Annotated in this window: 10 protein-coding genes; 2 read left to right on the forward strand and 8 right to left on the reverse strand. The window is 66.6% G+C overall.

The window, feature by feature from the left end; genetic code table 11:
- Positions 1–18: 18 nt before the first annotated feature.
- Positions 19–1,218 carry an acyl-CoA dehydrogenase family protein gene (locus tag AB0J47_RS09335; protein ID WP_364342488.1) on the reverse strand — a complete coding sequence of 400 codons (1,200 nt, stop codon included), beginning with the start codon at positions 1,216–1,218 and terminating at the stop codon, positions 19–21.
- A gap of 147 nt (positions 1,219–1,365) precedes the next feature.
- Between AB0J47_RS09335 and AB0J47_RS09340 the strand changes: the two genes are divergently transcribed.
- Positions 1,366–2,157 carry an SDR family oxidoreductase gene (locus tag AB0J47_RS09340; RefSeq protein WP_364342492.1) on the forward strand — a complete coding sequence of 264 codons (792 nt, stop codon included), beginning with the start codon at positions 1,366–1,368 and terminating at the stop codon, positions 2,155–2,157.
- 229 nt (positions 2,158–2,386) lie between these two features.
- On the forward strand, positions 2,387–3,787 hold the full coding sequence (locus AB0J47_RS09345) for an FCD domain-containing protein (RefSeq protein WP_364343081.1): 1,401 nt from the start codon (positions 2,387–2,389) through the stop codon (positions 3,785–3,787).
- A 275-nt stretch (positions 3,788–4,062) separates the two neighbouring features.
- Here the strand turns inward: AB0J47_RS09345 and AB0J47_RS09350 are convergent, their stop codons facing one another.
- The 7 genes from AB0J47_RS09350 to AB0J47_RS09380 all read right to left on the reverse strand — a co-directional run bounded on the left by AB0J47_RS09350 (position 4,063) and on the right by AB0J47_RS09380 (position 12,420).
- Positions 4,063–5,316, reverse strand: a complete 1,254-nt coding sequence (locus AB0J47_RS09350; protein WP_364342495.1) for a MaoC family dehydratase N-terminal domain-containing protein — start codon at positions 5,314–5,316, stop codon at positions 4,063–4,065.
- A gap of 22 nt (positions 5,317–5,338) precedes the next feature.
- Positions 5,339–6,835 (reverse strand): AMP-binding protein, encoded by a 1,497-nt coding sequence (locus AB0J47_RS09355; protein ID WP_364342498.1) that lies wholly within the window; start codon positions 6,833–6,835, stop codon positions 5,339–5,341.
- A 423-nt stretch (positions 6,836–7,258) separates the two neighbouring features.
- A complete protein-coding gene (locus AB0J47_RS09360; protein ID WP_364343123.1) occupies positions 7,259–7,558 on the reverse strand; it encodes a hypothetical protein in 300 nt (99 codons plus the stop codon).
- 484 nt (positions 7,559–8,042) lie between these two features.
- On the reverse strand, positions 8,043–9,158 hold the full coding sequence (locus AB0J47_RS09365; RefSeq protein ID WP_364342501.1) for an acyl-CoA dehydrogenase family protein: 1,116 nt from the start codon (positions 9,156–9,158) through the stop codon (positions 8,043–8,045).
- Positions 9,158–9,628: a VOC family protein gene (locus AB0J47_RS09370; RefSeq protein ID WP_364342504.1), complete on the reverse strand. Its 471-nt coding sequence runs from the start codon at positions 9,626–9,628 to the stop codon at positions 9,158–9,160. The genes AB0J47_RS09365 and AB0J47_RS09370 overlap by 1 nt, the downstream gene beginning before the upstream one ends.
- A gap of 20 nt (positions 9,629–9,648) precedes the next feature.
- On the reverse strand, positions 9,649–10,848 hold the full coding sequence (locus tag AB0J47_RS09375; RefSeq protein ID WP_364342507.1) for a cytochrome P450: 1,200 nt from the start codon (positions 10,846–10,848) through the stop codon (positions 9,649–9,651).
- Positions 10,849–11,187: 339 nt separating this feature from the next.
- Positions 11,188–12,420, reverse strand: a complete 1,233-nt coding sequence (locus tag AB0J47_RS09380; RefSeq protein ID WP_364342510.1) for a CoA transferase — start codon at positions 12,418–12,420, stop codon at positions 11,188–11,190.
- Between the last annotated feature and the right edge of the window lie 69 nt (positions 12,421–12,489).

Consider the following 12,489-nt stretch of genomic DNA (forward strand, 5'->3'; position numbering starts at 1 on the left):
GCGGAACGACGACCGTCATCACCGGGATTCTCGGGGTAACCCCAGTCCCCGCTCCGCAACCTGGGTTCGCAGGATCTCGTTCGCGCCACCGGCGATGGTGTAGGCACGCGAATACAGGTGCGCGTCCTGCCACCAGCCCGCCGCCACCGCATCCGGGTCGGCCTCGGTCAGTAGCGCCTCGGTGCCCTGCAGCCGCATCCCGAATTCGACCAGGTCGTAATTGAGTTCGCTGAAGAAGATCTTGCCGATCGGAGCGTCGGCGGGCCGTTCGGTGTGGTGCAGCATCCGGGACTGAGCGAGGCCGACCATTGCCGCGTTGACGTAGACCCGCGTGGCGAGCTCACCGATCGCCTGCCGCGTGGCCGAATCCTCGAGTGCGGGCCTGCCGCCGACCGATGTCGCCCCGGCCAGTCGCAGCAGATCGTCCAGCACGGCGAACAACTCCACCCCACGCGCGGCCACGCCGGAGCGCTCGTGGCCGAGGCTGCTCATCGCCACCCGCCAGCCGTCGTCCACCCGGCCGATCACATTCGCGACCGGAATCCGGACGCCGTCGAGGAATACCTCGTTGAAGTCGGTGGTTCCGGTGATCTCGCGCAGCGGCCGGATGTCGACGCCCGGACTGCGCATATCGAGCGCAAATGCGGTGATGCCCTTATGTTTCGGCGCATCACGGTCGGTGCGCGCGAGCAGATATCCCATATCCGCGTGCTGGCCGTTGGTGGTCCAGACCTTCTGACCGTCGATGACGAACACGGCGTCGTCGCCTTCACCCTCGAGCCGCGCGCGCGTCTGCAATGCCGCCAGATCACTGCCCGCACCCGGCTCACTGAACAACTGGCACCACACGTCTTCGCAGGTGCGGATGCGGGGCAGAAAGCGCGCCCGCTGCTCATCGGTGCCGAATTCGATCACCGCGGCCGAGGCGAGCGCGGCCGCGCCGATGGGCTGCCAGGTGCGGGCGCGGGTGATCTCTTCGACGACAATGAACGGTTCGAGCGGATGCGCGTCGGGCCGACCGCCGTATTCGGCGGGCCAGTTGATACCGAGGAAGCCCGCGTCGAACAGCTTGGCGGTCCACTCGCGGATCGCGGGCATGAGTTCGGGCTCGGGCGCGCGCACACCGGTGTGGGTCTTGATTCCGGGCGCGTGCTCGGCGACGAATGCCCGCACCTTCTTGCGGAACGCTTCGAGTTCCGGCGTGGACTCCAGCTGCATCGCTATCTACTCCTCATCGTCGCGCCACACGCCCCACGATGGGGCCACTCTAACCCACGGTTCGACCAGGGATTCGCGGCATTCTCCGCGATACACCTTGATCACACACTAAAAAGAGTATACTCCTTTTTAACGAAAGGATCTGCGATGCGCACGACCTCCGAGGAGGAGCAGGTAGCGGCGGACCGCCCGCTCACCGGCCGCCGCGCCGTGGTGACCGGTGCGGCCACCGGAATCGGCGCCGCGGCCGTTGCCGCGTTCCTCGATGCCGGCGCCGATGTCGTCGGCCTCTTCCATCAGACACCCCCGCCGGATGAGTTGAAGGGGCGCTGCGACTGGTTGTCCTGCGATGCGCGCGACCGCGCTTCCGTCGCCGCCGCCTTCGAATCGGCCACCGCGATCCTCGGCGGACTCGATATCCTGCTGAGCGCGGCGGGCCTCTGGCAGGCCAGCACGCCGGAGACGCTGACCGAGGACGAGTTCGATTTCGTACTGGACGCCAACCTTCGGACCACAATCCTCACCAATCAGGCGGCGTTCGAGCGCATGCGCGACACGGGCGGTCGAATCATCAATCTCGGTTCGGGCGAAGCGATTCGCGGAAATCCGCTCGCGCCGCACTATGCGGCGGCCAAGGCCGGTGTGCAGGCATGGACCCGGTCCGCGGCGGCGGCATGGGGAAAGTTCGATGTCACGATGAACGCACTCGCACCTGCGGTCGAGACGCCGGGCACCGAACGGCTTCGGGAGCATCTCGGCCCCGCGGGTTCGGCCGCGCTCGCCGAACGCCTGCGCGAGACCATCCCACTGCGCGGTGAACTCGGTGATCCGTACGCCGACCTCGGGCCCGTTATGGTGTTCCTGGCCGGACCGGGGTCACGCTATATGACCGGCCAGTTGATCGCGGTCAGCGGTGGATTGCAGATGCTGGGCGCTTGATCCGGTGAGTGAGTGACAAACAGTGGCCCTAATCCCGTCATTCACCACTTCCCCCCGCACGTCGCACACGCTTTTGGCCAACCGGCCAGTAGACTGAGGATCCGCAAAATCCGCATTGAGGAGTTGGCCCATAGTGACTGCCGTCGACGTCGAGCCCGCCGACAGCGAGCAGGACTCCGACCTCACCACCGTCGAGACCGGCGCACCGGTCGGCAAACTCGCGGCCCAGATCGCCCGTCGTATCGAGGCGGATGTCATGCGCCGCGGTTGGCCGGTCGGCGAATCCCTGGGATCCGAGGTGGACCTGCGCGAACGCTTCGGGGTCAGCCGAGCGGTGCTGCGCGAGGCGGTGCGGCTGGTCGAACATCATCAGGTCGCCAAGATGCGGCGCGGCCCCAATGGGGGCCTGTTCGTCTGCGCTCCCGATGCCGGGCCTGCGACACGAGCCATGGTGATCTACCTCGAATACATCGGCACCAGCGTGTCGGATCTGCTGCAGGCCCGGCTGCTGCTGGAACCGATCGCGGCGGGTCTTGCCGCGGAGCGGATCACCGAGGACGGAATCGATACCCTGCGCACGGCACTCGAACACGAACTCCGCCACGCCGAGGCGCCTGAGGTTCAGTCGCAGGATCCGTTGCATCCGATGCTCGGTGCATTGTCCGGAAATCCGGTGCTGCATTTGTTCATCGATGTACTGACCCGCCTCACCGCACGATATGCGCATACCTCACGCCGGCTCTCGAAGGCCGAGATACTGAGCTCCAAAGAGACTTCACGTATCGCGCATCGGGCCATCATCGAGGCCGTCATCGATGGCGACGGCGCGCGAGCCCAGACGGATCTGACCGCACACCTGGAGTCGGTGGCCGCCTGGATCGAAAAGCATCGGGTGCGTCGTGGCCAGCGGGTCGCGGGCAATGTGATCGAACCCGAAATGGTCGAGGGGCCAAGGGCAAAGCTGGCCGAGGTGGTCGCCGCCAGGATTCATGACGATATCGCCGCGCGCGGCTGGCAGGTCGGCATGGTGCTCGGCTCGGAGACCGATATGCTCGCCCGCTACGAGATCAGCCGTGCGGTGCTGCGCGAGGCCGTCCGACTGCTCGAATACCACGCGGTCGCCCAGATGCGCCGCGGGCCGGGCGGTGGACTGGTCGTCACCGAACCCGAACCGCAAGCCAGTATCGACACGATGGCGCTGTTCCTGGAATACGAGGGCGTCACCGCAGACGATCTGCGAATCGTCCGCAATGCCATCGAACTCGGCACCCTCGCCCGGGTGACCGCGCGCCACGCCGACGGCGACAACGAAGTGGCGCAACGTCTTTCGGCAGCGGTCCGGTGGCCGACCGACGGTCCCGCCGACGACCCGCGCAAGGCCGACCTCTTCCACACCGAATTGGCCGATTTGGCTGGGAATCCGGTGCTTTCGCTGTTCCTGTCGATCATCACCGAGCTTTTCCGCCGCCATGCGGCCGGACACGATCAGCCTCTCCCCGGCGACACCGCCGCTGCGGAAGTCGAACACGTACACCAACTCATCCTCGACGCGATCGTGCAGGGCGATGCCGGAATCGCCCGGCACCGCATGCGCCGCCACCTCGACGCCCTCGCCCCCTGGTGGCACTGACCCTCCCTGCCACACGGCGCTGTCAGGCCGCCAACTCGGCGTGATGTGATGGTGCAGCGCACGGATTCGCGCGCCGCGCACGATCTCGCCGGGCAAACTCGCGCGCGTCACGCCAGAACATGCGCGGCATGGCACCGAACTCGTCCGTGCCACTGGGTGCTTCGGCGATCGGGAGCGCTGCCGTATAGCCGCTGACGGCCTCGCACAAGCTATATCGTGTTTCACTGTGTGCGGTCGTCAGTAGATCTGCGGCAGCGCGTCCCGGTCGCCGGGGGTCAGCCGGTGACGCTGAACCGGGCCAGTTCGTGGGACACCATGCCGTCCAGATCAGGGGCGGGGGGCGTGGGGAGTTCGACGGGGTGATCTCGTGTCGGGAGCAGCACTACGGCGGTGCCGGGGGTGGTGATCTCACCTCGCTGGTTCTCGCAGCGCACCTCGAGGTGAATCTCGTTGCGCCCGTCGGCCTGTCGCTTGTCGACGACGGTGCCGCGCACCCAGGTGGTGTCGCCGATGTAGTTGAATTTGCGGTGTTCGCAGCGCAGCTTCCACAGCCAGCCGTCGTCGCCGATCCAGTCGGTGAGCAGGTGACACAGCCAGGTCTCGCGCATGCCGCCGTAGTCATAGGAATTCGGAAGGCCGAGCTCCTGTGCCCGCGCGGGCTCCCAATGCAGCCGCTGCACGGTATCCGGAATGTTCAACCCGTTGGCCGGGTACAGCCCCGGTGCCTTGCGCCGGATATTGGCGGCGATCTTGAATGCGCCCGGTGGGGTGAGCTGCATACCCCAGCCCAGATGCCAGACGACCACATCGGTGGTGGTCAGCGGCCCCTTCACCTTGGGTTGCAGCACCTCGCCGACCGCCACGTCCTCCCAGTAGCGCGGTTCGGTGCCGCGCCTGGTCTCGGCGGCGTACGCCGCGTCGATTTCGGCGAGTTGCGCTGGCGTATAGGGGGTTTGCTCCATTTTCTCTTTGGCCCGCTTACTCGAGGTGTGCCGCTCGGCATTGATCCAGGTACCGCGCCGCACGGCGTGCATCTCACCGGATCCGTTGGTGTACAGGTAATCCTGGGTGACGTGCGCGGTGCGGCCACCGAAGCTGCTGCGCTTGGGCTGCACGCCCACCTGTGTCTGTAGGACCCTGCTGCGGTCACCGAGGCGCAGCGGCTGCCACCACTCGAATTCCATTACGGCCTGATAGGAGCCCAGTCCGGCGAAGGGGTCGCCCTTCAGCAGTGCCTTGGTCTCGGCGTCCGGCTTCGGTGCGGCATCTTCGCCCATCGTGTACAGGAAGGTGGGTGGCGCGATGAGCGAACCCCAGCGGGTGCGTTGCGCGTATTCCGGGTCGCAGTACAGCGGATTGTCGTCGCCGTAGCCGAATGCGAAGTGGCGCACACCATCCCAGGTCACCTGGTAGTTGTGCGGCGGATTGCGCTGCGGATTCGGTATGCCGAGGCGGCGGCGGGACCGCTCGATCGCCTGGTCGGTCAGCACGCCGAACTGCTCGGCGGACTTGTCCTCGGTGCTCGTCACAGATCCTCCTCGATCCTTACGGTCAGGCCGTCGTGCGTTCGGCGAGTCGGGCTCGCACGATATCCAGCAGTTCCACGCGACTCACCTTGCTCGACGGTGTACGCGGCAATTCGTCGAGCACGACGATGTGCGCGGGCACCTCATAGGGCATCAGCTGAGTACGGCAGAGCGCGACGAGTTCGGCGACCGCGGGCGGCGTGCGTCCGGGTTCGATCTCGACGGCCGCCACCGGCACCGCGCCGAGTCGCGCATCCGGCAGTCCGGCCACCGCCGCCTCCCGCACCGCGTCGTGCGCTTCCAGTACGCGTTGGACCGTCTCCGGCTGCACCTTGAAGCCGCCGCGAATAATGGCGTCATCGGCGCGGCCCTCGATCCACAGGAACCCGTCCTCGTCGATTCGGGCCAGATCACTGGTGCGCACCCACACCGCGGCGCCCTGTGCGGTCTGCTCGGTTCGGACCTCGAGCCGTCCGGTCTTCCCGGTCGGCAGTTCGATGCCGTTCTCGTCGGTCACGCGCAGCTCGACGCCGTCCAAGGCGCGCCCGGTACTGCCGACCTTGCGGTCCCACCACTGCTCGTGCATCGGCAGTGTCCACCCGGCGACGGCACCGGCGAATTCGGTTGCGCCGTAGGTCATCAGGACGCGCAGACCGTATTTCTGAAAGAACGCGTCGGCGAGTTCGGGCGGACAGGGCGCGGTGCCGGAGGTAACCACCTGCAGGCTCGCCAACCGCTGCTTCGGCACATCGGCCTCTAGCACGGTGCGCAGGGCCGCGGGCACCAAACTCACCGCACGCAGCTGGTGGCGTTCCACCGCACGCAGCCACGGCTCCAAGGCGAATTTGGACATCAGGATCATGCGACGCCCGGTGGCCAGACAGGCCAATGCCCGCCACAGCCCGCCGATATGCACCAGCGGCGCGGATACGAGTGCCGCCGATCGTGTCAGCAGCCGACCAGGCTTCGGCGTTTGTCCACCCGAAACGAGGGCGTGGTCGAGCTGTCCGACGCGTAGGTGCACCCGCTTCGGCGGACCGGTCGTGCCGGAGGTGAGCATTTCGACGGCGACGCCCGGATTGGTCGCGGCGTCAGGGGCGGTGGCACCACCCGCCGGACGCAGCGCACCATCGGTGCCGAGTTCCATGGCGAGACCGTGCGCGGTCACCGCGGCGAGTACGCCCGCACGCGCGAGCGCCTCGGACCCGGCGATAACGATCGGAAGCTCGCAGCGGGCGATATCGGCCGCGAGCCGGGCGGCAGGCTGCAGCGGGCTGAGCATCACCACGCAGCGCCCGGAGGCGATCACCGCGGCGACGACCGCGACATGTTCGGGACGGTTCTCCAACACAACGCCGACGCGCGCGTCGGCGCGCAGGCCAGCGGCATCGAGCGCAGCATCGACGGTCCGCGCGGTCTGCTGGACCATGCCCCAGGTCCACCAGCGCTCCTCGTGCTCGATCGCCTCGGCATCGGCGGGCGCCTCGGCCAGCAACAGGGACAGTCGGTCGCGAATTCCCATGTGATCAGCCTTTCGGAAGGCCGAGCACCTGCTCGGCGAGAACGTCGGTCGAGGTGTTCGACTCCGCGCGATAGCGCCGCATCGGGCCGTTGCTCGGACCACTCCGTCTTGCGCGGAGATCGAGTCCACGAGCTCACCACTCGAATAAGAGTACACTGATTTATTCATTCGAACAGACACCCGAGAAGCCTGATAGATCACATCCGTGGCATGAAGGTGCAGATTTCCGCACCAGATTTCCAATCTGCCACCTGATTCCAGCGCGCGAACCGAACCGTGTCGCCAGCAAGGAGAGCGGCGGACCTGATGCCCACTTCGGGTCAGCCGACCCATTTCAGGGCACCGATACACCGACTGGGCGGAATCAACGGATCCCACCCCCGCGCCGACATCGCTACAGCGACCGAGCGGATCCCAGCGGCACTAGACCGGATCACTGGCAGCGGTTACGCGCGGCACCGCCGCCCCACCCCGATGCCTCCGCGTGGCCGGCACCAGCAGCTCGAACTGGGCAGACAGCGACCCTCGGTTACGCGGATCGCCTTGCGCCACGCCGTCCAGCGGCACGAACTGCTCGTGCTCCCAAACGAAGTCGAGCGGTTCGACTTCCGCGCGCACGAACTCATCTGCCCACTCCAACTTCTTCTGGTGCTCCGGATCGGTCTCGAAATCCCACGCCATTGCATCCGACCGGGTGACGCCTGCGGGCCCTGCCGCTGCCACAGTCGGTCCACGCGGTGGCAGGAAACCGTTCTGAACCAAGACCGTGGATCTCGACGACACCGTGCCGTGCCGTCATGTCCGCGTGTACGCGGCCTGGCCCGCCGGCCCCTGCGCCGCATTCCAGGCGTGATGCTGCGCCTGACAGGACCACGGTGACCTCCGCACGCGAATCGCCGGAAAGCCTTGGCGGAGTGCGGATTCGGGGCCGTGCCAGCGCCGTCGACATCTCCTGGCCCCGGCCGCTGCCGCAGTCGGTACACGCGCGGTGTCCGGAAACCGTTCTGAACGAAGACCATGGATCTCGGCGGCACCGTACTGCCATGTCCGCGTGTACGGGGCCTGGCCCGCCACCCTCGCCGTTGCATTCCAGGCGTGATGCTGCGCCTGACAGGACCACGGTGACGTCCACCCGCGAGTCGCCGGAAGGTGGCAGAGTGCGCTTTCGGGGCCGGGCCAGCGCCGTCGACATCTCCCGGCCCGGCCGCTAGATTCCGACGAGGTCGGCCAGCCGCGCCCGATGCGAAGCCGGGCCGCCGAACAGCTGCTCGGATGACTTCGCGCGCTTCAGATACAGGTGCGCGTCATGCTCCCAGGTGTATCCGATGCCACCGTGGATCTGGATGTTCTCCTTGGCGGCATGGGTGCCGATCTGCGAGCAGTACGCCGCCGCCAATGCCGCGGCCGTCGACAGCTCGGTCGAACCGGCGGCCGCCACAGTGGCGGCATGGTAGGCGGCCGAGCGTGCCGCCTCGACCTCGAGCAGCATGTCCGCACACTTGTGCTTGATGGCCTGGAACGAGCCGATCGGCCGGTCGAACTGAACCCGGATCTTGGCGTATTCGACCGCGGCGTCCAGACATGCCTGCGCCACACCGACTTGCTCGGCGGCCAGCGCGACGACCGCGAGGTCGAGAACGCGGCGCAGATACGCCGGGGCACCCGTGGGCGGGCTGATCCGTTGCGCCACAGCGTTGTTCAGGTCGATCCTGGCCAGTCGGCGGGTCGGATCCAGCGTCTCCAACCGGGTTCTGGTGACCCCGGCCGCGGTTGCGTCCACGGCGAACAGCCCGAGTCCGGCCTCACCGCCCGCCACGACGAGCAGCAGATCGGCTTTGTCGCCGTCGATGACGAACATTTTGGTGCCGGACAGCGTCCAGGCCTCCCCCGCCCGCGTCGCCATGGTGGTGACATCCGCCAGCCGCCACGAGCCGCTCTCCTCGGCCAGCGCCAGTGTCGCGGTCAGCGAGCCGTCGGCGATTGCGGGCAGCCAGCGCGCCTTGGCCGACTCGTCATCGCAGGTGGAAAGCGCCTGGCCCGCTAGTGCGACCGTCGAGAAATATGGCGAGGGTAGCAGCGCCCGCCCCATCTCCTCGAGCACGATGCCCAATTCGACCGGACCGCCGCCCGATCCGCCGTACTCCTCCGGCAATGCCAGGCCGTGCAGGCCGAGTTGCTCGGCCATCTGCTTCCACAGCGCGAGATCGTGGCCCGGTTCGGTTTCCATCCAGTGCCGCACCGCCGCACTCGGGGATTTGTCCGCCAGGAAACGGCGCACGGTAGCGCGGAGTTCTTCCTGCTCCGCCGTGAACGAAAAGGCCATCACCGCGGCAACTTCGAGCGCAGATAGACATCGAAGTCCGGCATCCGCGACCGGTCGACGATCTCGAGCCGCACACCAGAAGGCGCCAGGTGGTAGGCGAAGATCGACGGCTCGCCGTCGACCACCGCGCAGGCCTCCAAGGCGAATCCCGCCGCCTCGAGCCGCTTCGATGTGGTCGCGACGTCGTCGCAGAAGTAGCCGAGATGGTGCGTCGCGACGTGCGGCGGCGCCGCCGTCCACGGTGTCCCGGGAATCTCCTGCACCAGTTCGATGTGCGGAGCGTCGAGCGAATAGGTGAAGCTCAGCTGCATCACCCGCTCGCCGTCGGCCAGCCGGACCGGCACTTCGGCGGTTTGCGTCGCGGTCCACCGGTAGCCCGCGAGCTCGGTCATCCGCACTTTCCATTCCTCGATATCCGGCACCACTATCCCGGTGTGATAGAGATCCGCGGCGCGGAGTATTTGTGTCACAGGGGAATCCGTCACGGCGATCACCACTCCAAGCGCAGTGACTGGATGCCGTACATGTTGCCGTGCTGCGACAGCTCCTGTCCGGGCACGATCCGATATTCCGGAATCCGCTTGTGCCACTCCTCGACCGCCACATTCAGCTCCAGGCGCGCCAGATGCGAACCCAGGCAACGGTGCGGACCGGATCCGAATGCGATGTGATTGGTCGCGGTGCGATGCAGATCCACCTCCAGCGGATTCTCGAACCGCTCGGGATCGCGATTGGTGACCGCCAGCGGCAGCATCACCATCTCGCCTGCCTTGACCGGGCAGCCACCGATCTCGGTGTCGCGCATCGCTTTCCGGGCGGGCACCACGAACGAGTAGACGCGCAGGATCTCCTCTACGCTCGTCGCGATCAGCGACGGGTCGGCGATGATCGCCTCGCGCTGCTCGGGATGGGTGGCGAAGTGATAGAGGGCCCAGCCGATGGAGATCGGGACCGTATCGAAGCCCGCCTGGAACAGCAGAATGCAGAACGCGTGCATATCCGCATCGCTGATCGGCTCGCCATCGATCTGGTAATTCATTGCCCGCGAGAGCAGATCGTCACGCGGGGCCTCGCGCCGCAGTGCGATCTGCTCGTCGAAATAATCCGAAACGGCCCGCATCGCGGCAAGTTGTCGGGACCCTTCTGGATCCTCGTCGTAGGTCAGGTGCAGCATGTCGTGCACCCAGTCCAGGAAGATCGGCAGATCCGCCTCGGGCAGGCCGACCAGCCGCATGAAGATAATGGTCGGGAACCGGCGGGCGAATTCGTCGAGGACATCGGCACTGCCGCCGTCCTTCAGCTGATCGATCAGCTCGATCGCGACCTGCCGGATCTCCGCCTCACGGGCGGCGATGGTCTTCGGGGAAAAGTCGTTGCCGAGCAGTCGCCGCCATTTCGTGTGCACGGGCGGATCCAGCATCTCCGGAATCCAGAGGAACCTGGGATTCGGCTCGAGTGCGGTCACCGAGGTGTTCGAGAAGGTGCGCCAGTCCTGCAGCGCCTCCTGCACCGCCCGACCTTCCGTGACGACCCAGTACCCGCGCGCGATGGTGCTGCGGAATCCGGAATGGGTGCGGGCGATTTCATCCCATCGCCGCTGATGACTCAGGACCGGACCGCCGAGCCGGTTGTCGAAGTGATACGCGGGGACACCGTCGTAGGTGCCCTCGGGCTCGAGCGCAGTGCTCATCGCTGATCCTCTCTGGAATGCCGCCGCGCCGGGCACTGTATTCGCGTCTCCGCGGGCCGGTGGGCGTTACGGCCGCACCCGTGCCGCATCGCGGCCTCGTAGTACGTCACGCGCATGCCGCGACCCGGCATGCCTCGACTCGTCGTGCTGGTCCAATATACCGGCCAGCCCTTATTTCGTAACCTCTTTTGCCTTCTGTTGACGAATTCTTCCTCGTCGTGCGCTGAAGCAACTCGCAATTAGCAGCCTATTTGACTGCCAGTGCCAGTCGAGGCGCTATCCCATGGGATGGACATTCAGCTTCCGACGAGGACACATTCCCTTCGGCATGCCTCCCGGTCAGGTGACCGCGCCGTCGATCTTCAGCGCGATCAGCTCCTCCTCGCTGAGACCGAGCCCGAGCAGGATTTCGTCGGTATGTTCGGCGAATTGCGGTGCCCGCGTGAGGGTTACCGGCGTTTCGTCGAACTGGACCGGGTTGGCGACCAGTTCACGGTCGATGCCGTCGGCATCGACCACCGGGACGATCAAATCGTTGGCACGCAGCGACGGATCCCGACCGACCTCCCACGCGTTCTGCACCGCCGCCCATTGCCCCTCCCCACTGCCGAGGATCTCGACCCACTCGTCGAAGGGACGCGCCGCGATGATCTCGGCGACGAGCTCGGCGGCCCGCGCCGCATTGGCCATCAGCTTCTCGGTGCTGTCGAAGCGTTCATCGGCGGCCAATTCCGCGCGACCGGCCAGCCTGCAGAACTCGGGCCAGTAGCGGCCGGGTTGCAGCATCGACAATTCGAGCCACCGCTGATCTGAAGTGCGGTACGCCCCGATGAGCGGGTTCGTGGCCGAACCGTGCCGCGGCGGCGTATTCACCGGCAGCGGACCACCATTCATCAATGCGAGATTGACCGTGAACTGCGTCGCCCAGGCGCCGACGCCGAGCAGTGAGACGTCAACGACCGACGGTTCCCCCGTCATCTTCCGCGAGTAAAGGGCGGCCGCGATACCACCGGCAATGGTCATGCCGCCGATCGAATCGCCGTAGGCGCCCGCGGGCATCCGCGTCATACGGTCGGCGTCGGGCGGGGTCACCCCGGCGGCGCTGCCGCCGCGCGCCCAGAATGCCGTGCTGTCGTAGCCGCCCTTGGTCGCCTCCTCGCCGCGCACACCGAAGCCGCTGCCTCGCACGTAGATGATGTCCGGGTTGATCGCGCGCACGTCCTCGAGGTCGATCCGCAATTTGGCTCGCGCCTGCGGCAGGAAATTCGTCAGGAATACATCGCTGCTGCGGATCAACTCCTCTAGCACCCGGCGTGCGGACGGTTTCTCCAGTGCGAGACCGACACTGCGTTTGCCCCGGTTCGGGCCCTCCATGATCGGGAAGAACGACGATCCGGCGCTGTTCGCCTCGTAGCCGAGCACCCTGACCAGTCCGCGCTGGGCATCGCCCCGTTCCGCGTGCTCGATCTTGATCACGTCGGCGCCCCAGTCCGCGAGCACCGCACCCGCCGCCGGGACGAAGGTGAACTGCGCGACCTCGAGTACGCGCACGCCCTGCATCGGTTTGTGCATCGAACCAGCTCCTCTTAGCGTCGGTAATTCAAGAAGAGTATCCGCTATTCAACCGACACCACAAGGTTG

Source organism: Nocardia sp. NPDC049737, assembly GCF_040674755.1.
Taxonomy (GTDB): Bacteria; Actinomycetota; Actinomycetes; order Mycobacteriales; family Mycobacteriaceae; genus Nocardia.

What these genes read in the sequence shown, in the direction of transcription:
- AB0J47_RS09335 (WP_364342488.1), bottom strand. Translation starts at nt 1,218, where the DNA reads ATGCAGCTGGAGTCCACGCCGGAACTCGAAGCGTTCCGCAAGAAGGTG.
- AB0J47_RS09340 (WP_364342492.1), top strand. Translation starts at nt 1,366, where the DNA reads ATGCGCACGACCTCCGAGGAGGAGCAGGTAGCGGCGGACCGCCCGCTC.
- AB0J47_RS09355 (WP_364342498.1), bottom strand. Translation starts at nt 6,835, where the DNA reads ATGGGAATTCGCGACCGACTGTCCCTGTTGCTGGCCGAGGCGCCCGCC.
- AB0J47_RS09365 (WP_364342501.1), bottom strand. Translation starts at nt 9,158, where the DNA reads ATGGCCTTTTCGTTCACGGCGGAGCAGGAAGAACTCCGCGCTACCGTG.
- AB0J47_RS09375 (WP_364342507.1), bottom strand. Translation starts at nt 10,848, where the DNA reads ATGAGCACTGCGCTCGAGCCCGAGGGCACCTACGACGGTGTCCCCGCG.
- AB0J47_RS09380 (WP_364342510.1), bottom strand. Translation starts at nt 12,420, where the DNA reads ATGCACAAACCGATGCAGGGCGTGCGCGTACTCGAGGTCGCGCAGTTC.